The organism is Anabaena sp. CS-542/02 (assembly GCF_028331085.1).
Taxonomy (GTDB): Bacteria; Cyanobacteriota; Cyanobacteriia; order Cyanobacteriales; family Nostocaceae; genus Anabaenopsis; species Anabaenopsis arnoldii.
In genome coordinates this window covers 12879-35270 of sequence record NZ_JAQMTM010000064.1, presented here as the reverse complement: position 1 = coordinate 35270, position 22392 = coordinate 12879, and the positions used below count along the sequence as shown (strand labels likewise).

The 22392-nt window shown below is 41.6% G+C and carries 17 protein-coding genes, 1 tRNA gene and 1 pseudogene; 12 read left to right on the top strand and 7 right to left on the bottom strand.

Annotation, left to right across the window (positions count from 1 at the left end; all coding sequences use genetic code 11):
- The 3 genes from PN447_RS06855 to PN447_RS06845 all read right to left on the bottom strand — a co-directional run.
- The coding region (locus tag PN447_RS06855; RefSeq protein ID WP_271761930.1) for an RNA-guided endonuclease InsQ/TnpB family protein at positions 1-813 on the bottom strand (813 nt) is incomplete at its 3' end.
- A gap of 118 nt (positions 814-931) precedes the next feature.
- Positions 932-1501, bottom strand: coding sequence for a thermonuclease family protein (locus PN447_RS06850; protein ID WP_271761928.1), 570 nt, complete (start codon positions 1499-1501; stop codon positions 932-934).
- Entirely contained in the window at positions 1491-1859 is a 369-nt protein-coding gene (locus PN447_RS06845) for a 2Fe-2S iron-sulfur cluster-binding protein (RefSeq protein ID WP_271761926.1), read from the bottom strand. The genes PN447_RS06850 and PN447_RS06845 overlap by 11 nt, the downstream gene beginning before the upstream one ends.
- A 105-nt stretch (positions 1860-1964) precedes the next feature.
- Between PN447_RS06845 and PN447_RS06840 the strand changes: the two genes are divergently transcribed.
- The 3 genes from PN447_RS06840 (at position 1965) to PN447_RS06830 (ending at position 3916) form a co-directional block, all read left to right on the top strand.
- Positions 1965-2051 (top strand) — tRNA-Ser (locus PN447_RS06840).
- 79 nt (positions 2052-2130) lie between these two features.
- Positions 2131-2907, top strand: a complete 777-nt coding sequence (locus tag PN447_RS06835; RefSeq protein ID WP_271761925.1) for an ABC transporter ATP-binding protein — start codon at positions 2131-2133, stop codon at positions 2905-2907.
- Positions 2908-2992: 85 nt separating this feature from the next.
- Positions 2993-3916, top strand: coding sequence for a carbohydrate ABC transporter permease (locus PN447_RS06830; RefSeq protein ID WP_271761923.1), 924 nt, complete (start codon positions 2993-2995; stop codon positions 3914-3916).
- Between the two features lie 58 nt (positions 3917-3974).
- Here PN447_RS06830 and PN447_RS06825 read toward each other — a convergent pair whose 3' ends face one another.
- On the bottom strand, positions 3975-4856 hold the full coding sequence (locus tag PN447_RS06825; protein WP_271761922.1) for a 2OG-Fe(II) oxygenase: 882 nt from the start codon (positions 4854-4856) through the stop codon (positions 3975-3977).
- Between the two features lie 1473 nt (positions 4857-6329).
- Between PN447_RS06825 and PN447_RS06820 the strand changes: the two genes are divergently transcribed.
- The 3 genes from PN447_RS06820 (at position 6330) to PN447_RS06810 (ending at position 10090) form a co-directional block, all read left to right on the top strand.
- On the top strand, positions 6330-6854 hold the full coding sequence (locus PN447_RS06820) for a LabA-like NYN domain-containing protein (protein WP_200989987.1): 525 nt from the start codon (positions 6330-6332) through the stop codon (positions 6852-6854).
- 90 nt (positions 6855-6944) lie between these two features.
- The gene (locus tag PN447_RS06815; RefSeq protein ID WP_271761921.1) at positions 6945-8549 is read left to right on the top strand and encodes a 2-isopropylmalate synthase; all 1605 of its coding nucleotides are present in this window, start codon (positions 6945-6947) and stop codon (positions 8547-8549) included.
- Between the two features lie 92 nt (positions 8550-8641).
- Entirely contained in the window at positions 8642-10090 is a 1449-nt protein-coding gene (locus PN447_RS06810; protein WP_271761920.1) for a RecQ family ATP-dependent DNA helicase, read from the top strand.
- 219 nt (positions 10091-10309) lie between these two features.
- On the opposite strand, the gene pheS is transcribed toward PN447_RS06810, so the two are convergent.
- Positions 10310-11302: a phenylalanine--tRNA ligase subunit alpha gene (gene pheS / locus PN447_RS06805; RefSeq protein WP_271761919.1), complete on the bottom strand. Its 993-nt coding sequence runs from the start codon at positions 11300-11302 to the stop codon at positions 10310-10312.
- 193 nt (positions 11303-11495) lie between these two features.
- On the opposite strand from pheS, the gene surE reads away from it, so the two are divergent.
- The 5 genes and pseudogenes from surE (at position 11496) to hetL (ending at position 18450) form a co-directional block, all read left to right on the top strand.
- Positions 11496-12293: a 5'/3'-nucleotidase SurE gene (gene surE, locus PN447_RS06800; RefSeq protein WP_271761917.1), complete on the top strand. Its 798-nt coding sequence runs from the start codon at positions 11496-11498 to the stop codon at positions 12291-12293.
- Between the two features lie 174 nt (positions 12294-12467).
- Positions 12468-13490 carry a bifunctional riboflavin kinase/FAD synthetase gene (locus tag PN447_RS06795; RefSeq protein WP_271761916.1) on the top strand — a complete coding sequence of 341 codons (1023 nt, stop codon included), beginning with the start codon at positions 12468-12470 and terminating at the stop codon, positions 13488-13490.
- A gap of 426 nt (positions 13491-13916) precedes the next feature.
- The gene (secA, locus tag PN447_RS06790) at positions 13917-16706 is read left to right on the top strand and encodes a preprotein translocase subunit SecA (RefSeq protein ID WP_271761915.1); all 2790 of its coding nucleotides are present in this window, start codon (positions 13917-13919) and stop codon (positions 16704-16706) included.
- Between the two features lie 225 nt (positions 16707-16931).
- Positions 16932-17552: pseudogene (locus tag PN447_RS06785) on the top strand (acyl-CoA desaturase); the annotation flags it as partial.
- A gap of 184 nt (positions 17553-17736) precedes the next feature.
- Complete coding sequence (gene hetL, locus PN447_RS06780) at positions 17737-18450, top strand: heterocyst differentiation pentapeptide repeat protein HetL (protein ID WP_271761913.1); 714 nt, start codon at positions 17737-17739, stop codon at positions 18448-18450.
- Positions 18451-18478: 28 nt separating this feature from the next.
- On the opposite strand, the gene PN447_RS06775 is transcribed toward hetL, so the two are convergent.
- Positions 18479-19309 (bottom strand): glycosyltransferase family 2 protein, encoded by an 831-nt coding sequence (locus PN447_RS06775; protein WP_271761911.1) that lies wholly within the window; start codon positions 19307-19309, stop codon positions 18479-18481.
- 440 nt (positions 19310-19749) lie between these two features.
- Here PN447_RS06775 and PN447_RS06770 point away from each other — a divergent pair, with 440 nt between their 5' ends.
- A complete protein-coding gene (locus tag PN447_RS06770; protein ID WP_271761910.1) occupies positions 19750-21345 on the top strand; it encodes an Hsp70 family protein in 1596 nt (531 codons plus the stop codon).
- Here the strand turns inward: PN447_RS06770 and PN447_RS06765 are convergent.
- The gene (locus PN447_RS06765; RefSeq protein ID WP_271761909.1) at positions 21342-22238 is read right to left on the bottom strand and encodes a S66 peptidase family protein; all 897 of its coding nucleotides are present in this window, start codon (positions 22236-22238) and stop codon (positions 21342-21344) included. The two genes, PN447_RS06770 and PN447_RS06765, sit on opposite strands and share 4 nt — an antisense overlap.
- Between the last annotated feature and the right edge of the window lie 154 nt (positions 22239-22392).

The window sequence follows — 22392 nt, the reverse complement described above, 5'->3', positions numbered from 1 at the left end:
ATTTAAATCTTCTATCCCTATCACCGCGTGGTTTTTGCTGATATAGGTGGTGATTTTATGTAATGTATCTTTTCTGATATTAGCTATTTTTTGGTGTAGTCTGGCTATTTTGATTTGGGCTTTTCTATAATTATTTGAACCGCTGAGTTTATGTGGGTTCAAATATTGCATTCTTGCTAATTTAGCTTCATACTTTTTATAGCTTTTTACTCCATCATAGATTTCTCCTGTTGATAACGTTGCTAGATGATTTATTCCTAAATCTACACCTAAAAAGTCTTTTTTTTTAGGTGTTTCATTGGTGATCACCTCCAGTTTCCAAGAGATAAACCACTTATCAGCTTGTTTACTTATGGTGACAGATTTCGGTTTATATCCTGTCGGGAGAATTTCATAAGTTTTCAGCCAGCCAATTACGGGGACTTTGATTTTTCTATAGTCAATATGAATTGCCCCATCTAAGGTAAAAGAATCCTGTCTCCCTTTTTTCTTAAATTTAGGAAAGCCTTTACTTTTTTTGAAGAAGGATTTAAAGGCATCTGACAGATATCTTAATGCGTATTGAGGGGCGCATTTGGAAACTTCATAATACCAAGGAAGGGTAGATTTAATGGCTGCTACTAACCATTTATGTAAATCTATGGCTGTGGGAAATTTGATTTTGTCTTGAGGATTAAGTTTGTTATGTAACAATACCTGTTGACAAAGTGCTAACCCTTGATTCCAAGCGTGTCTGGCTACTCCTGCGTGTTGTCCTAGTAGTAGTCGTTGTTGCTTGTTGACTTTGAGTTGGGTTTTGAATCCTAGTAGCATACAGTGATTTTACTGTAATTCTGTCACAAATCGAAAAGATGACAGGAATTTTTGAGCCAATGTGTGTGTTTGTGAGTATTAGTTAAGAAAAGAGTAACTAGTTACTAACCCTCAGTCCCTAAAAATTTCGGCGGCGAAACTGAGCAGGAGGGACACGCAGAGGTTTTTCTGGGTTCCAAATGCCTTTTTCCATGAGTCTAGCCCATTGTTGGGCCCGTTCCAAACGCTGGTCATATTTATGATTAGGCGATCGCGACACAAACAAAGCATACCCTTGTTTAAGCAATTCTTCATTTAATAACTGCTGATCTTTCCACACATAAGCCAAAATCCGACCAAAATTATCCTTGGCTTGGACATCAAACTCCAAGATCACGGATTTTTCTTGCTCACCAATCAACTGCGCTAAAACTGCTTTGGACTCATCTCCCCAGGGACTTTGTCGCAAATCTGGTGCATCAAGACCAAGTAATCGCACCGAAGAAATCAAATTTGGTTGTTCAGCCATACCTAGAACTTCTAAAGTTTGACCACTGACTACCCGGGAAACTCTCACCTGAGTGCGATTGCTTGCACTCAGGTCATGATCGCCCTGACAACCCACCAACAACAGCAAGCAACCCAAAAGGATCCCAAGAAAAACCTTTGCGTCTTTGCGCCTGGGCGCGAAACAAATCTTAATCCTCATCTAAGGGTAAACCCGCTTTAACCTTACCTCTAGCAAAATACCGACCAAACTGGAGTTCATAAACCTCATCCTCGTCTTGAGTTTCCACTTCTAAATCAGAATGAGCATAACTAACGCATAACAAAGCATACCCTTTCTGGCGCAAAGCTGGGGATAATCCAATAGCCTCGGGTTGGTAAATTTCTCCAGACACCACCCGCACAGCGCAAGTTGTGCAAGCCCCATTGCGACAGGAAAAGGGTAGTTCCTCCCCTTGTTGTTCAATACTGTGGAGGATGTAGCGGTCTGCGGGAACTTGTAGACTGTATTCCTTGCCTGTGGCGCGATCTCGGACTTTAATCGTATATGTATGGGACATGGTGATTTCGGATTTCCAAAGTAGACTTGAGCTTTAACTTAATTTATCTGCTTTTATGGTTGCATTTTCTCAAATTTCATAGTATGATTATAAATCGTTGAACCTGGAGAGGTGGCCGAGTGGTTGAAGGCGCAGACCTGGAAAGTCTGTTATGCGGAAACGTATACGAGGGTTCGAATCCCTCCCTCTCCGTTAAAAAAAAATGCAAATATCATCAAGAAACTCCTGCGGTGGAGTAGACTGTCAGGAGTAATTTTTTATCACCCAAATAATGCCCTTAGAACTGCAAAACCTCACTGGTGGTTACACAGCATTACCCATTATCCAAGATATTAACCTATCTCTACAAACAGGAGAATGGTTAAGTTTAGTGGGTGCAAATGGTTCTGGTAAATCTACCATCCTAAAATTACTCAGTCGCATTCTCTCCCCACAGCAAGGAACAGTCCTACTGGATGGCAAAGCGATTCATTCTCAGCCTCCCCATTTAGTGGCGCAGAAGTTAGCATTATTACCGCAACAACAAACAATTCCCGCGGGGTTAACAGTGCGCCAATTAGTCAGTTTAGGACGCACCCCCCATCAACCTTGGTGGCAATGGGAACTCAGCAGTGAAGACCGGGAAAAAGTCACAGCAGCTATTGCAGAAACGCAACTAGATCAATTGAGCGATCGCCTAGTTGAACAACTTTCCGGTGGTGAAAGACAACGGGCATTTTTAGCCTTAGCACTAGCCCAAGAACCGAAAGTATTATTATTAGACGAGCCCACAACTTATTTAGATGTCAAGTATCAATTACAACTGTTAGAACTCCTGGAAAAACTCAATCAACAGCAGAATTTAACTATTGTCACCGTCCTACACGAACTCAATTTAGCAGCTCGCTATAGTTCCCGCATCGCCTTATTAAAAGAAGGTCATCTTTGGGAAGTGGGTACACCGGAAGCAGTCCTCACACCCCATGCGATCGCCCAAGTCTTTGGTGTAGACTCTGTAATTATCAATACACCTGTTGGCTTACAAGTTTGTGCCATATCCGCCATGTAAAAGCTACCTAAAAAACCATTTCTCCAACAACTAAATACAGACCTATCTGTGTTTATCTGTGGTCAATTATCAATAAAATCCCGCCATGAATCAACCCAAACTGCAAAACTGGCAATTTATCAAACAGAAACTAACACCCTACATATTTTTACTCCCAGCACTAATTCTGTTATTTGCAACAGTGTTCTGGCCAGCAATACAAGCATTTTACCTGAGCTTTACCAGCTACGAAGACCTTTACCAACCACCGCAATGGATAGGTTTTGACAACTTTCGGCGCTTGTGGAAAGATGCAGTTTTTTGGCAAACCTTAGAAAACACCTTTCTCTACCTTGTAGGTGTCGTGCCAATTTTAGTCATAGCTCCCTTAGGACTGGCAATTTTGGTAAATCAGAAGCTGCGAGGGATGAATTGGTTTAGAGCCGCTTACTACACGCCGGTAGTAATATCAATGGTAGTTGCTGGTATAGCTTGGAAATGGCTATATGCAGAAAACGGCTTACTTAATCAGTTACTTAAAACCGTGAATATTTTTCCCGCAGGAATTCCCTGGTTAACCAGTCCAGAGAAACTATTAGGCATTGTACCAATTTCCTTAGCCAGTGTCATGGCTGTTACCATCTGGAAGGGACTCGGCTATTACATGGTAATTTATTTAGCCGGGTTGCAATCAATTCCGGCGGATGTTTACGAAGCCGCAGCCATTGATGGTTCCGATGGGATCAGCAAACATTGGGATATTACTATACCTTTAATGAGTCCGTATTTAGCCCTGGTAGCGGTGATTTCAGCTATTTCCGCGACTAAAGTCTTTGAAGAGGTATTTATTATGACCCAAGGTGGTCCACTAAATAGCTCCAAAACCATTGTTTACTATTTATATGAAGAAGCCTTTAGCCACTTAGAAATTAGCTATGCCTGTACAATTGGATTAGTCTTATTTTTGATTATTTTGGGTTTATCAGTTTTGCGGTTAGCTATTAATCAACAAGAAGACGTGACACTTTAAGATTTTGTCCCTGGGACTTTAGTCCTCTTTGCAGTCGGTACTAGGAATAAATCTTTTTTTATTGATAAATAATACATTGTTTTTTGTGTTCTGGGAGATTTTGGCACAAGATGAATAAATCCTCATTCGGTAGAGAATTGGCTATATAATATCTGTTTTTTTGTCGTCTAGAACTATAATCAAAAAACAGAGCTAATCTATCGGAAAGTAACGGTAACCTTCCCCGATGGAAAATACTACCAGTAGCAGCGAAAATTATAGTACCGAGGGGACCTGTACATGATTTATAATTTTTTGGAGATACAAACTCTCTCATCTTAAGGTCTGGAATGTACCCAGATGTATATTTTAAGGCTTTAATTATTTCTGAGGTGAAATCTTGGTTCAGATATTGAAATGGTCCGGTATACTCATTAACATCATTTAGATAAATTATAATTTTTAAAATTTTTCTATCTTCTCTATCTATGTGCCATAACCTAGAGCCTTGCTCGACGTTATTAGCAATATCTTGGCGAAGGTATACCCCATTATAAGCCACTGGTAAACCAATATAATTCTCTGCAATATTCAGTAAACGTTCTTCAAGTCCCCAAAAAAATATTTCTGGATACTCCATTATCTGCTGGGAACTAGCATGAATAACAGAGTCATTTTTGTGTACAGAAATACTTACAGAAAATTTTGATATCAGATTTTTGGCTGCTTTAAGTATATCAGGTGTAGATGTAATTCCCAGTTCTCCTAATGAAGTAATTACAACTCCTTCATGTTGCAGCTTTCTTAGTATATCCTGGTCAGACTGTGCCAAAATAGGTAGATTGCTCATGTGGTTTTTTACTGCTGCTTCATAAGCGAGATGATCTTTATATTTTATAAATCGTAATGCATCGATTTTTCGGATAATTTTATTCCGCATTTTTCGCAGGAGTCTATCCACGATTTTTATCCTATTTATTGATTTCATCGGACTGAATTAATCAAGATTCAAGATATCCTGACTGGAGACTCAGATCATAAAATTATAATTATGGATTCCGGTTTTTATATTATTTTATACTTATTTATTGGGGTAGATATTTTTGGGATTAGCAAATTTTACAATACCATTGGCAGCTAGATTAATTATCTTCCTAAAGTTATAAGTTTGGAGATAATATTCACTTTATACAAAGGTAAATTATCACAGTTTTATCTACCCAAAGCCACTAGATAAAATAGTCAATAAATAATTACAAGAAATGCAATAGCTCTGCTTTTTAAACAGTTAGGAAGATATTTTTATCCTTGGATTAAGCGGAAATATCCGATGGCTGGTTTGCTGGTGCTGTTTTTTACTATATTATTGGGTTTGGGTAAGTGTGAAAATTGTCGTAGGGTAGTATCTCAGTATTCTGATAATATAAGTATGTTATTTAACTCAATTAGTAGTATATTTGTCTATGATTGAATCTATTTACAGGGATAACATCGAAAGGACTGTAGTGGTTTTAATTACCCACATTATTGTCAATCTGTTTTATAGTATTCTTCAGGCATTGATTCAATTGAGGAGCAGTTGCCAAAATTCAGATGTTTTCTGGAGGTAGTATGAACCCATACAACTAACCCCCCCCATGACCGGAGTCTCTTTTGGTAGGTTACCTGACTTGATCTTGGCAGGACGGGCATATTTTTGGTTAAGCTAGATATAGGTTATTTTGCTATATCGTGTTAATAGTTAATTTATGTTCTACTAGTTTACTTATTTATTCAGGGCTAGGTTTACTACAAATACATTGAAATCATAGTTAAATGAGAATCATATACTTTTGTAATGTATTTTCTATTTTTGCCCCAAGTTGGGTTAATAGATATTCACCAGGTAGGGACTTAACCGAAATCCTACCCAACTTATTCCTTGATTAAGATCAAGGCTGTGGTTGTTACACGGAGTGGAGTGGTAAATACACTGCTTCAGGAATTAGTTATGGGAAGATTTTATTTTCTCAAGATCAGGGGTATCTGCTTGTGATACCAGTGTTAACTCTTTGACAAGAGCGATAATTTACCATCCAGTGGATAATTTTACTAACTCGAACAGTAGATGGTCATTAGCCTATATCCTACCCCAAGACCTATACCTTAGATGAGAACTAAACTTGGCAGCTATATAGTCAAGTTTACTATTAATCAATAACTTTTATTTATAGATTTTGCCTAGGAGGTGTCTTTAAAAGTGTCAAAAATGAAAATGTTTAAGTCCCAGTATATTAAGTTTCAGATTTTAACCGATTTTATCCAGTGCAAGAGGTAAGATAAAAGCTATGCATAAAAACTGATTCTAGGTATTTTAGGAAATTTATCATTTCCGAATTGCTATAATCTATTGTCCAATCTAGTTAATTTTTTTATTTGTTAGGTGTATTTTTCTATGGGTTCCCCAATGAATCGTCTATCTATTTTTGTAGATGGAAATAATATGTTCTATGCTCAACAGAAAAATGGCTGGTTTTTTGACCCAAGACGAGTCTTAGACTATTTCAAACACGAGCAATCAGACACAACACTAATCAATGCTTTCTGGTACACTGGTTTAAAAGATCCACAAGATCAGAGGGGTTTCAGAGATGCTCTAATTAGCTTAGGGTATACAGTCCGCACTAAAATTCTCAAAGAATATTATGACGACTCATCGGGTCGCTACTCCCAAAAAGCTAATTTAGATATTGAAATTGTCGTAGATATGTTTAATACAGTAGATCAATATGATCGAGTGGTTTTATTCAGCGGAGATGGTGATTTTGAAAGGGCTATCGAATTGTTACGCTCAAAAAATACGCACATTACAGTGGTATCAACAGAAGGAATGATTGCCAGGGAGTTGCGCAATGCTACTGACAGATATATTGATTTAAACGATATCAGAGATACTATAGAAAAAGTAGACGGTCAGTAATCTTAGCAAATATTTACAAATCTTTAGAGTAAAAAAACTCAGGTTTTAAGATATTTTAAGCAGACAGTAAAAAATCCACAAGGAGGAAACATGAGGAGCAAAGGCGATCAAATTATCATTTTTGATACGACACTCAGAGACGGAGAACAATGTCCCGGAGCAACTCTAAATATAGATGAAAAGCTAGCGATCGCCAAGCAACTATCGAAGTTAGGGGTAGATGTGATTGAGGCGGGATTTGCTTTTGCGAGTCCGGGGGACTTTGAAGCTGTGAACAAAATTGCCCAAATTGTGGGGACAGAAGACGGTCCAGTAATTTGTAGTTTGGCTAGAGCCATTAAAGCAGATATTGAAGCCGCAGCAGCAGCCCTAAAACCAGCAGTTCACGGTAGGATTCACACCTTTATTTCTACATCCGATATTCACTTAGAATATCAGCTGCGCAAATCACGGGCGGAAGTATTAGCGATCGCCGAGGAAATGGTAGCTTATGCTAAGTCATTTATGACAGATGTAGAATTTTCCCCCATGGATGCAGCACGCTCTGACCCAGAATTTCTTTACCAAGTATTAGAGCGAGCGATCGCAGCTGGTGCAACAACAATTAACATACCTGACACCGTTGGTTACTTGACACCTAGCGAATTTGGGGCAATGATTAAAGGGATTAAAGATCATGTCCCCAATATAGATCAAGCCATTATTTCCGTACACGGACATAACGACTTAGGTTTGGCCGTTGCCAACTTCCTAGAAGCCATAAAAAATGGTGCAACCCAATTAGAATGTACCATTAACGGCATTGGCGAGCGAGCCGGGAACGCCTCCCTAGAGGAATTGGTTATGGCTTTACACGTGCGGCGGCAATATTTTAACCCCTTCTTAGGAAGACCAGTAGACTCAGAAGAACCACTAACCAATATTGACACCCGCCAAATTTATAAAACCTCTCGCCTAGTTTCCAACTTAACGGGAATGCTAGTACAACCAAATAAAGCCATAGTCGGAGCTAACGCCTTCGCCCATGAATCTGGTATTCACCAAGACGGGGTACTGAAAAACAAGCTCACCTACGAAATTATGGATGCTCAATTGATTGGCTTAACAGACAATCAAATAGTATTGGGTAAACATTCCGGTAGAAACGCCTTCCGTACACGGTTGGGAGAATTAGGCTTTGAACTCTCAGAAACAGAATTAAACAAAGCATTCGTCAGATTTAAAGAAGTAGCTGACAAAAAGAAAGAAATTTCCGACTGGGACTTAGAAGCGATCGTCAACGATGAAATTCAACAAGCGCCGGACTTGTTCCGAGTCGAACTAGTGCAAATTGCTTGCGGTAGTAACGCTAAACCCACAGCTACAGTCACCCTTCGCACCCCAGAAGGTAAAGAATTAACTGATGCAGCCATTGGTACAGGACCCGTAGACGCGGTTTACAAAGCAATTAACCGGGTAGTAAATGTGCCTAACGAATTGATAGAATTTTCTGTACAATCGGTCACAGCCGGAATTGATGCTATAGGTGAAGTGACTATCCGTCTGAGACATGACTCGAGAGTATTTTCCGGTCATGCGGCTAACACCGATATTATTGTCGCCTCCGCCCAAGCTTATGTAAATGCCCTAAATCGGCTTTATGCAGCTCTGCAAACCAAAGAGAAACAAGAACAAGTAACTGCACAGAAAATTTAGAGACATATGTGGTTTGAGGGTGGGTTTTTCCCGCCCTATTTTTTGTCTAACCTCATCCATCAATCCTCACCTTACTAAGGATGAATTAATAGATGAATCCCCCTTTAATAACCCCTTGGCACACAGTCAGAGCCACATTTCAACGAATTTGGGGTTACGAAGATTTCAGACCACCCCAAGGCGAAATAGTCAGGACTTTGCTAGCCAAAAAAGACGCCTTAATTATTATGCCCACAGGTGGGGGGAAGTCAATTTGCTTTCAACTTCCCGCACTGCTACAAACAGGAATAACTCTAGTAATTTCCCCCTTGGTAGCACTCATGGAAAACCAAGTACAAGAACTACTGGAGCGCCAACAAAAAGCAGCACTCTTGCATAGTCAATTACCCACCTATCAACGCCGCAGGACACTACAAGCTTTAGAAAACCAACAACTCAGATTACTGTATTTATCCCCAGAAACCTTATTAAGTCCCCTAGTCTGGGAAAAATTATCTCATCCCCAATTACAAATTAACGCTTTGATATTAGATGAAGCCCATTGTTTAGTACAGTGGGGGGATACATTCCGCCCAGATTATCGCAGGTTAGGCGCAGTCAGACCCGCATTACTCAAAACCAAACCACCGGGGACAAAAATTAGTATTGCGGCTTTTACCGCTACTGCTGACCCCACAGCCCAAAAGACTATTCAAAGGGTTTTACAATTACAGCAACCAGAAATTTTTAAATTAAATCCCTATCGCCAGAATTTGCATCTCACTGTCCGCATTGCTTGGACACCCAGGAGTCGCAAACAGCAACTATTAGAATTTATTAAAAATCGCCCCCAAGAATCGGGATTAATTTATGTTAGAACTAGGAAAGATAGTGAAAATTTAGCGGCATGGTTAGCCGAGAAGGGTTACACTACAGCTAGTTATCATGGCGGACTGGATCCAGCAGAACGCCGGGATATAGAAACTAAATGGCTAACTGGTAAAATCCCCTTTGTTATCTGTACCTGTGCTTTTGGTATGGGGATTAATAAATCAGATGTGCGTTGGGTGGTTCATTTTCACGCACCTCAGCTCATATCTGAATATGTACAGGAAATGGGCCGCGCGGGACGAGATGGGAACCCAGCAGATGCGCTGGTTTTGGTGAGTGAACCTACAGGGTGGTTAGACCCAGAAGATAAACAAAGACAGCAGTTTTTTGAGCAAAAAATGCGATCGCAGCAACGCAACGCCCAGCAATTAGTCAGACAATTACCCCCACACGGAGAAGTCAACGCAGTCACCCGTGAGTTTCGTGATGCTGACACAGCCTTGGCGTTACTCCACAGCAGCGGTCAATTAAATTGGCTTGACCCTTTTCATTATACCATTGACTCAGGGGTAAAAAAAATGCAGCCAGTGATCCAATTACCAGATGGTCAACAAATGTATAAATATTTGCATACTAAAAAATGTCGTTGGCAATTTTTATTAAATGCTTTTGGATTTGAACAAGAAGCTAGCAACTGGCGTTGTGGACATTGTGATAATTGCCGACATTAGGTTTTTGTTTGAGTAATTTTAGTGAATTCCATGTTAGTTATAAAACCCTATGAAAATTTAGATTCATGATATAGATTTACCTTCTCGATAATATTTTTTTTGTATCAGCGTTAAATAAGATATTGTAAGCCTGCATATGCAGGCTTATGTATATTCTCACGTTAATAGTTTCGGGACAATTAGCTACTTATCAAAAAAGTCTAATTTACCCGGAAAACATTAAAACTGCTGTAAAAATCGTAAATCGCTACCATATAAACGGCGGATATCATCGATTTGGTGTAACACCATAGCAAAACGTTCTACACCAAAACCAGCCGCAAAGCCAGTATAAATTTCTGGGTCATAACCTACAGCTTTCATCACATTAGGGTCTACCATACCGCAGCCCATTACCTCTAACCAGCGACCATTCCACTGCAAATCTACCTCAGCAGAAGGTTCTGTAAATGGGAAATAACTAGCACGGAAACGAATGGGTAAATCACCAAATATTGCTTGTAAAAACTCCTTAATAGTACCTTTGAGGTCTGTAAATGTTAGCCCATGGTCGATGGCTAATAATTCTATTTGATGGAAAACCGCCGAGTGAGTAGCATCTACATGATCACGCCGATAAACTCGCCCTGGAGCCACAACCCGGATGGGTGGTTCTTCTCTTTCCATGTAGCGAATTTGTACTGATGAAGTATGAGTACGGAGGAGATTACCGTCTGGTAGGTAGAAGGTATCCTGCATATCACGGGCTGGGTGATCGGGTGGGGTATTCAGAGCCTCAAAATTATAATAATCTGTTTCCATCTCTGGTCCTTCAGCTACGGTATAGCCCATACCCACAAAAATATCCAGCGCCCGGTCAATAATACCATTAAGTGGGTGAATTCGACCTTGAGGGCGGTAAATTCCTGGCATAGTCACATCGAGAGTTTCCGCATCTAGCTGTGCCTGAATTTTGGCGGATTCTAAAGCGGCGCGTTGCTGGTCTAGACTGTTTTGTAGGGATTCTTTGACTGTATTGGCGATCGCCCCAATTTTCGGTCGTTCCTCCCCACTCATTTGTCCCATACTTCGCAATAACGCCCCCAGCTGCCCTTTTTTCCCCAGATAGGTGATTCTGAGTTCCTCTAGACGTTCTAGGGTATTGGCGACGGCGATCGCTTGTTCTGCTTCTTCCCGCAGTGCTAAAAGTTGAGCCTCTAAATTCGTAGTCATTAGTTATTAGTCATTGGTCATGAGTCATTGATTATTAGTCTACGACTTTGGACTGGTACCCAATCACTGTACAAAACAGTCCAAGTCAAAACCCAACCCCCGTTTACTAGTTTAGAGGTGATTGGCTGTGTGAGAGTTTTTTTACCTCATACTACAGGGATACAATATTGAGAAATGACTGATAAAAAGATCCATGAAATTACTCATTAGTAATGATGACGGAGTTTCTGCTTTAGGTATTCGTACCCTAGCTGACCGCTTGGCAGAAGCAGGACATGATGTAAGTGTAGTTTGCCCAGATCGGGAACGTTCAGCAACCGGACATGGGTTAACCATGCACCAACCCATTCGCGCTGAAGTGATCGAATCCGTGTTTCATCCGGCCATCAATGCTTGGGCTTGTGATGGTACTCCCTCAGATTGCGTGAAATTGGCACTGTGGGCTTTGTTAGATTCTCCCCCTGATTTAGTTCTGTCTGGCATTAATCAAGGTGCAAATTTGGGCACTGAAATTCTTTATTCTGGTACGGTTTCCGCCGCTATGGAAGGTGTAATTGAAGGTATTCCCAGTATAGCTTTAAGTCTTACCAGCCATACATCCAAAGACTTTCAACCTGCTGCTAGGTTTGCCGAAATGCTGGTAGAGAAACTAGCGGTAAATCCGTTACCAGAATTGATGTTGCTGAATGTCAACGTTCCCCCCGTCTCTTGGGAAAAAATCGCCGGGGTGACTTTTACTCGTCAGGGAGTACGGCGCTATGTGGACGTTTTTGACAAGCGTGTGGATCCCCGTGGTAAAATCTACTATTGGTTAACTGGGGAAGTTTTAGAAGAAGTCGAACCGCCCAAAGGTTTAAATATATCTGATCATGTGCCGATTGATGTCCATGTGATCCGCAACAACTACATCAGCATTACGCCATTACAATATAATCTTACCTATCCCACAGGATTGGACAAGTTATCTAGTTGGGAATTTCCTCTGACTTGAGTGATTATCAGCAGTCTGGAATCAAGTTTGTACTCTAAGCAATTGTAGATTTTAGATTAGATTGGAGATCAAGAGCTATTAGCGCCATCGCCTACCTGACTGAACTTTGTAGACCCCTGACCGTAAAGTAGCTTGTGACTGATGGCTAAATCAACCTAAATTCTCAGAATCCACGTGCTAAATTTGTCTAAAAATGGGTGTTCTTTGTGGGTTGCTTCCTCACCGGAAGGGCTGCTCAAGCCAACTGCTGTCGCTCTTGGCAAATTTGACGGTGTACATCTTGGACATCACAGAGTTATTCAACCAATTTTGCCCGCAGCATTGGATGGGGAGAACACCCAGCCACAAGAACAAACATACTCGACAGTTGTCACCTTTGACCCCCATCCCCTGGAGTTTTTTACAGGTCAGCCCAGACCTTTGCTCACACCACTGGATGAAAAAGTCCAACAATTGCGCTCTCTAGGAGTAGAACAACTTGTACTGCTACCCTTTGACAAAGAATTATCTGCTTTATCTCCCACAGATTTTGTAGATAAAATTTTAGTGCAACAACTCCAATGTCGCCGAATTAGTGTTGGGGAAGATTTTTGTTTTGGTAAACAGCGTCGTGGTACTGCTCAAGATTTGCAATTACTAGCCGCGAAGCACCATATCCCCGTGACTATTGTTTCCTTGCAAACCTATACAGACAATACTCCCACCCTACAGACTCCCATTAGCACTTCACTCATCCGTCACTATTTAGAAAGTGGGGAGATTAAAAACGCTAACTTTCTACTGGGACGACCTTACACCCTCATTGGTACTGTGATTGCTGGTGCAAAAATGGGAAGAACTATCGGTTTTCCCACCGCCAACCTGGAATTACCACCAGACAAGTTTGTCCCCCGCCACGGTGTATATGCCGTCCGCGCTGCTATTATGGGTGATACACCAGACCCAACTACGATACATGATAAATTGGGTGTGATGAATATCGGTAAGCGCCCGACAGTCAATGGTAGTAACTTGTCTGTGGAAGTGCATCTATTCGATTGGTCTGGTGATTTATATGGCAAAAAACTGACTGTGCGGCTCGTCGATTTTTTGCGCCCAGAACAGAAATTTGCTTCTCTGGAAGACCTGAAAACACAAATTCAACTTGACTGTAATATTGCTAGGGAAGTTTTCAGGGTGAATGCTGATTTGACCTAATTCAATGGGAATTATCTCTATTCCTATTCCTGAAATAATTACCGCCCTCCACACCTATGTAATCTCATAACTAAGATATAGGTGTGAAGAGCCCCCTCTGGAGTCATCAAATCAAGACCATCTTGGCATTTAAGTGTAAAATACAATCATGCTGCTAAGATTCAAGACTCAACTCACAGTCAACAAGCAACAAAGGCTGCCACTGGCTGAACACGCACAGAGCAGCTATACAGGCTTGGAATCGAGGTTTAGCACTATGTGAAATCAACCCAATCCATTACTTATTGGATCTACTTTTTTGTTGTTTTTGAGTTAACTCTGATTTTATGCCCATCTACAACCTGAATGGCTGGACTGGGTTAAATTCTTATAATCAATACAAAAACTTTATTTTCCGTACCCCTTGATTTAGTTCCCTAATCTGCCATGCTAAAACTCTTGTTGGGCGACCCCAACGCTCGTAAGCTGAAAAAATACCAACCTTACATTAGTGAAATTAACCTGTTAGACGAAGAGATTCAAGCTCTTTGCGACGAGGATTTAAAAGGCAAAACAGCAGAATTTCAACAGCGTCTAGGTAAGGGCGAAACACTGGATGATATTCTGCCAGAAGCCTTTGCTGTGGTCAGGGAAGCCGGACGGCGAGTCTTGGGGTTGCGACATTTTGATGTCCAGCTGTTGGGCGGTGTTATCCTGCACTCTGGACAAATTGCCGAAATGAAAACCGGGGAGGGTAAAACTCTAGTTGCCACTTTACCGAGTTATTTAAATGCTCTAACTGGTAAGGGTGTACACGTAGTTACAGTCAACGATTACCTGGCTCGTCGGGATGCTGAATGGATGGGACAGGTGCATCGGTTTCTGGGTCTAAGCGTGGGACTAATTCAGTCCAGCATGATTCCCAGTGAACGCAAGAAAAACTATGAGTGTGACATCACCTATGTGACTAATAGTGAGGTGGGCTTTGACTACCTACGGGACAATATGGCCACATCCATGGCGGATGTTGTACAACGCCCGTTCAACTATTGTGTAATTGACGAGGTAGACTCGATTTTAATTGATGAGGCGCGAACACCCCTGATTATTTCTGGACAGGTAGAAAGACCTACGGAAAAATACCTCCGCGCTGCTGAAATTGCCTTCAGTCTGAAAAAAGATGAGCATTATGAGGTAGATGAAAAGGCTCGAAACGTACTGTTAAGTGATGAAGGCTTTGCAGAATCAGAAAATCTTTTGGGAGTTACAGATTTATTTGACCCGGAAAACCCCTGGGCGCATTTCATGTTCAATGCTATTAAAGCTAAGGAACTGTTCCTCAAGGATGTAAACTACATCGTCCGTAACGGCGAAGTGGTAATTGTGGATGAATTTACCGGAAGGGTCTTACCGGGAAGACGTTGGAGTGATGGTCTACACCAAGCAATTGAAGCTAAAGAACACGTAGATATTCAGCCGGAAACTCAAACCCTGGCAACAATTACTTATCAAAATTTGTTCTTGCTGTATCCTAAACTCGGCGGGATGACAGGAACGGCTAAGACCGAAGAGCCAGAATTTGAAAAAATCTATAAGTTAGAAGTGGCGGTAATTCCCACCAATCGCACCAGGAAACGTCAAGATTTGGCGGATATGGTGTTTAAAACTGAGCCTGGTAAATGGCGAGCGATTGCGGGTGAATGTGCCGAAATGCACCAACTAGGCAGGCCGGTTCTAGTAGGAACTACTAGTGTAGAAAAATCAGAATATCTCAGCCAGCTACTAAAACAGAAGGGGATTCCCCACGAACTGCTGAACGCTCGCCCAGAAAACGTAGAACGGGAAGCAGAAATAGTCGCTCAGGCAGGACGCAGAGGGGCTGTAACTATTGCAACCAACATGGCGGGGCGGGGTACAGATATTATCCTAGGTGGTAACTCCGAGTATATGGCACGGTTGAAGCTGCGGGAATATTTTATGCCGCGAATTGTCATGCCGGAAAATGAAGATATCTTTGGTGTGCAAAGGGCAGCTGGGTTACCCTCTGGACATGGTGGTGGTCAAGGTTTTGTTCCCGGTAAAAAAGTCAAAACTTGGAGAGCTTCACCGGAAATTTTTCCGACTCAATTGACAAAAGACACTGAACATTTATTAAAAGAGGCTGTGGAGGTGGCTGTGGCCGAATATGGTGAACGCAGTTTACCAGAACTGGCAGCAGAAGACAAGGTAGCCATAGCAGCAGAAAAAGCCCCCACCAATGACCCTGTAATTCAAAAGTTACGGGAAGCTTACAACCGGGTGAAGCAGGAATACGAAGATTTCACAGACCGCGAACATGATGAAGTGATTTCATTAGGCGGTTTGCACGTCATTGGTACAGAACGCCATGAGTCACGCCGCATTGATAACCAATTGCGGGGACGCGCCGGACGACAAGGTGACCCTGGTTCGACCAGGTTCTTCCTCAGTTTAGAAGATAACTTACTGCGGATTTTTGGGGGCGATCGCGTCGCCGGGTTAATGAATGCTTTCCAAGTAGAAGAAGATATGCCCATTGAATCTGGTATGCTCACCCGCAGTTTGGAAGGCGCACAGAAAAAAGTCGAAACCTATTACTACGACATCCGTAAACAGGTGTTTGAGTACGACGAGGTGATGAATAACCAACGTCGCGCTATCTATGCGGAACGCCGCCGGGTTTTAGAAGGTCAGGACTTGAAAGAACAGGTGGTCAAGTATGCTGAAAAAACTATGGATGAAATCGTTGATTTCTACATCAACCCAGACCTACCCTCCGAAGAGTGGGAATTAGAAAAGTTGGTGGATAAGGTCAAGGAATTTGTCTATCTGCTAGCGGATATGGAAGCAAATCAATTAGAGGATATGACCTTAACCGAGATGAAGGCATTCCTCCATGAACAAGTGCGAATTGCTTACGACCTCAAAGAAGCCCAAATTGACCAGATTCAACCGGGACTGATGCGACAAGCGGAAAGGTTCTTTATCTTGCAGCGTATTGATACCCTGTGGCGGGAACATTTGCAACAAATGGATGCTTTGCGGGAGTCTGTGGGTTTGCGCGGTTATGGGCAAAAGGATCCGTTGATTGAGTATAAGAGTGAGGGTTATGAACTCTTTTTGGACATGATGGTTAACATCCGCCGTGATGTGGTTTACTCGCTATTTATGTTCCAGCCTCAGGCTCAACCTAGGGTGCAGGCTTCTGAGATGGTATAAGTTTTTTTGGCAGGACAAGAAGTCCCAGAGGCGCAGAAATGTTTTTCTGCGTCTTTTTTTTTGGGTCTGATGGATGAAGGTGTAATTGGTTTTACTGGAATGTTGACATCTAATTGCGCCTATTTGGCTAGGGAGTCACTAAGAAAAACCTCCCTGGGTTAAGTTAAGTTAAGTTTTGTAAGCTGGACAGATAATTTAATTAGATAACTATATAGTGATTAAGATGCGATCGCGGTTTTAGGTGCATTATCCTTACAAGGTGGGCCAATCTTTTGGGTAGCTGGACATCGTTTGCATCATGCTTACACCGAAGATCCAGATCAAGATCCCTACTCCGCCAGCAGAGGCTTTTGGTGGAGTCATATGCTCTGGATTTTTTATCCCCGTCCAGAATTCTTTGACTATGAGCGCTATGGGCGATTTGCTCCCGACCTAGCACGAGACCCCTTTTACCGTTGGCTGAATCGCTACTTTATCTTATTGCAAATTCCCCTAGCTTTATTACTCTATGCCCTGGGTGATTGGTCATTTGTCATCTATGGCGTATTCTTAAGAACTGTGATTCTGTGGCATACAACTTGGTTCATCAACTCTGTTACTCATATGTGGGGATATCGGACTTTTCCCAGCGACGATAACTCTTGTAATCTCTGGTGGGCTGCGATTCTCACCTATGGCGAAGGATGGCATAATAATCACCATGCTTATCCTCACGTAGCCAAATGTGGTTGGCGCTGGTGGGAAATTGACCTTACCTGGTGGGCGATTAACTTATTAAAAACAGTTGGTTTGGCAAAAAATGTCAACTTACCACCAACCCAGGTAATTCAAAGTAAAAACTTGTAGATTTCACCCCCGACCATGGGACTCTGATAACAGCTTAGTCCCATGAGAGAAATTAAGTGCGAAATCAAGATATAGTTAGGCACAACAGTAGCGGGCAAGATGCCGGTATCACAGGAGTTGTATAATTTATTTAAGTACCTAATATACCTAAAATAGCCTATTTAAAACTTTTGAATTATTGTTTATGGACATAGAGGAAATTCTCAGAAGTTACGCTGCTGGAAATAGAAACTTTCAAAGACAAAATCTACAAGAAGCGGACTTGACAAACGCCAACCTCACCGGCGCTGATTTTAGCTATGCTGACTTACGTCAAACCCGACTAGGTAAAACTAATCTCAGCCAAGCTTGTTTACAGTCAGCAGATTTAAGCGAGTCTATTCTTTGGGGTATAGATTTGAGTGAAGCAGACTTACATAGTGCTATTCTGCGAGAAGCTGACTTGACCGGTGCAAAACTGGTTAAAACACGTTTAGAAGCAACTAACTTAATTAAAGCTAGTTTATCTGGTGCTAACTTACATGGTGCAAACTTGTCTAGTTCTTTGCTATTGCAAGCAGACCTACGCCCGAGTTCCAACCAGCGCACAGATTTGGGATATGCAGTTTTAAGTGGAGCAAATTTGAGTTATGCTGACCTGAGAGGTATTTGCTTACATCACGCTAACTTAGATAAGGCAAAGTTATGTCGGGCAAATCTGGGTAAGATAATACAGTGGGGTAACTTGGCGGTGGATTTAAGTGAGAGCAGTTTGCAAGGAGCAGACTTGAGTTACGCCAATCTAGATACTGCCATTTTACGAAGAGCAAATCTAAAAGGTGCGGATTTAACAGGAGCGATTTTAACAAATGCTGACCTAGAGGGTGCTATCATGCCTGATGGTACGGTTCATGATTAAAAATGACATTTGGCAAAACTGCCTGTGACTAAAAAAGGTCTGGTCTGTACTTTTCCCAATAGTAGAAACTGTATTTATTATCACAATTAATCCAACTCCATAGTTCTAAATCAGGTGAATTTTGCCAAATAATTGAACTAGGATTAACAGCAATAATCCAACCTGCTTTTTGCACTCGCATACACAAATCTGTACTCTTAAAGTTCAGACCAAAATCTTGACATACTCCAAGATGCTGCACAACTTGATATGGCAACAGGAGAGATTTAGCAGCACAATATTCTACCTGAATATAAGCTTTATTGTGTAATAATTCTTCGCCTAAGATATTATTTTGCTTGGGAACATTTGTTGTTGATTGTGGGTAATTACCATTAATAAAGTTACCAAATTCTTGAATAGTTTTAGGTTCTTTGCGCTCATAAACCTGAGAACACACTAAACCAACTTCATTATACTCTTGTAAAGTTGTAATTAGCGTGGTGAGAGCCAAAGGATCTAGACGTACATCACTGTCAATTAGCCAGATGTAATCGTATTCCAGCTTACTGACAAATTGTAAACCATAATATAAGCGCTCATGATCAGCTAATTTTTGTTCTGGTTGCACAAATGTAATTTGAGTAAAGTCAAATTTTTGTAAATAAGCTTGAGTAAATTCATCTAAAGCATTATGTACAACGTAAATATCAATTTTTGTCTGATATAATTTCTGTTTGCGAATATCTTCCAGCACAGAAGACAGAGAATTTAAATTATAATGAGCCTCAATAACAATTGCAACTTTCATAATATTCTGATCATAAATATGGGCTTGTACCTGTGGTTGAGCTAAAAATCCTGCTAAATAAGATTTCACTTTTACCAATCTCCACAACGCCTATTTGATATTTGAGAATTTTCAATGGACTCATGAACTAAAAATGTGCATTTTCTGGAATTACGTAAATGGCTTATGGGTATGGTGCGTGAGACTGCATAGATTGTGTCAATCAAGTGAAGCACCCGACAGTTACGTAATATCTAACTTGAAAAATGCACAATAAAATAGTACATAGCTCAAGAATTTAACTTTTTGGTTTTTTTTACTCTTCTATCTGAAGGGTGAAGACTAGCAACCAATTAAGGTAAATAAAGTAAAATATATAACATTATTTTTTCTAGGATATGATGCCAGTGAGGCTTTTTCAACTAGGCATATAAGCAGACTGCAATCCCACTGCTAAAGATATGCGAAAATAATCTCACTGAAAACAATACTTTGCGCCTTTGCGCCTTTGCGCGAAACAATTATCAAATATGGCGATCGCGATCGATTTTGGTACAAGTAATACAGTTATAGCCCGCTGGAACCCGGTCACCCAGCGGCCAGAAACCCTGACCATACCCGGTTTATCAACTCAGCACAGCCTCAACCCCCCAGTCATTCCCAGCCTAGTATACATAGAACAAATACAACAGGGTAAAGTATTAGTAGGGCAAGAAGTACGCGACGGCGGTTTTGACCTCAAGAACGAAACAAGATTCTTCCGCAGCTTCAAGCGGGGAATTGGTGCGGATGTTCAAGGTTTCCTCCCAGAAATAGATGGGGAGAATGTCACCTTTGAGCAAGTAGGGCAATTATTCTTAAATAAATTAATTGCACAATTAGCACCGATGGAAGGAGGGTTAGATTCTCTGGTCTTAACAGTACCGGTAGACAGCTTTGAAGCCTATCGTCACTGGTTAAGCCAAGTTTGTCAAGCCCTCCCGGTGGAAAAGGTGCAGATGTTAGACGAACCCACCGCAGCGGCTTTGGGTTACGATTTAGCAGACCGAGAAATTCTCTTAGTGGTTGACTTTGGCGGTGGTACATTAGACTTGTCTCTAGTGCGCTTAGATCCAAGTTTGCCAACTAAAAAACCTGTAGGATTCCTCCTGAAATGGGGTAATAAATCCCTGGGTGACAATTCCCGCCAAAAACCTAAAACAGCCCGTGTACTAGCCAAAGCCGGGCAAAATATGGGGGGTACTGATATAGATGATTGGTTAGTAGATTACTTTGCTAAAACTCAAGGACTAGCGGTAACTCCCTTAACCACAAGATTAGCGGAACGGGTAAAAATTCAGCTATCAACTCAAAACCAAGCCAGTGAAGTTTATTTTGACGACGAGAAGTTAGAAAGCTATGAATTGTCATTAAACCGGGAAATATTTGACAACATCCTGGAAGAAAAGGGATTTTTTGCCCAATTAGATGAGTCAATGACCAGTTTATTACAACAAGCGCGACGAAAGGGCATAGAAGTTACAGATATTAACGCCGTGTTGTTAGTGGGTGGGACTGTACAATTACCAGCAGTGCAGACATGGGTAAAACAGTACTTTCCAGGGGAAAAAATCCGCTGTGACCGTCCCTTTGAAGCGATCGCTCAGGGTGCGTTACAGTTAGCCCAAGGGATGGAAATCAAAGACTTTCTCTATCATAGTTATGGTGTCCGCTATTGGGACCGCCGCCAAAACCGTCATAATTGGCATTCGATGATTAAATCTGGACAGGCGTACCCCATGAGTGAGGCGGTAGAATTAGTTTTAGGCGCGTCTGTGGAAAATCAACCCAGCATTGAATTAATTATTGGGGAATTGGGTTCTCAGACAGGTAGTACGGAAGTTTATTTTGACGGCGATCGCTTGATTACTCGCCGTTTAGAAGCGGGTGTCACCAGTGTGAAACCCCTCAATGATCAAGCTGGTGCGAGAACCATCGCCCAACTGACACCACCGGGATATCCGGGAAGCGATCGCATTAAGGTTTTGTTTCAAGTTGATGAACAACGTTTTTTGCGCATTACAGTGGAGGACTTGTTAACTAATGACACTCTGTTAGAAAATCAACTAGTCGCCCAACTCAGTTAGTTGAAAGTCAAAATCCCCTGGTCTGCGTCTAAAGTTGCTAAGACGCCCACAGGTAAAGCCGCATTGGGACTGTCATGACCGAAGGGTAAATCAGATACAATGGGAATACCCAAATCACCCAGGCGATCGCGGAGAACTTCTTCAACACTGAAGCTAGGTATACCAGGCGATGCTTCGCATTGAGTAAAGCCCCCCAAAGCAATACCACGAACCTTTGATAACAGACCACTTAAACGCCACTGGGTGAGCATGCGGTCAATGCGGTATGGTGCTTCTGTCACATCCTCCCATGCTAAAATCACACCATCTAACTCCGGTAATATTGATGTAGCTAAAAGATGAGTAGCAACAGTAAGATTACCTGGTAGCAACAGACCAGTGGCCATTCCACCACCCCAAGGACAACCTTTGAGGGGAGGAATAGGACGACCTTCGACAACATCGAATAATCGCCGAATTGACCAATCTGATTCATTTCCTAAAGTCGTCAGTACAGGAGCATGAAGACTAGAAATACCTGCTGTGTAAAGACTCCATAGCAAAGCTGTAATATCAGAAAATCCTATCAGCCATTTGGGTGGTCTACCGTTGAGGTTCCAAGTCCAATTTTCCAAAATCCGGGTGCTACCAAATCCCCCCCTAGTACAGAGGATACCACGACAAGCTGGATCTTCCCAGGCTTGGGTTAGCTGTTGGCGACGAATTTCGTCTGTTTGTGCTAAATATCCCCACTTATCAGCTACATTAGCGATAATTTCCACTTCATAACCACGCGATCGCCAAATTTCTACACCCCTTGACAATGCTGGAAATTCTCGCAACGCACCACTAGGAGCAATTACCTTTAATAAGTCACCAGGTTGCAGGGGAGGGGGTAATATGTGAGACTGCATAATTGAAACTGTAATTTTTTTGTGTGCTTTGTGCTTGTTTAGTGAACAAGGTCGGGGAGAATGCCCACCCCACAAGATTTATGATGTTAAGATGTGTACTTGATTTACTTGAAAAGTGCTGTAATGCCAAACTGTACGTACTTTCAACAAAACC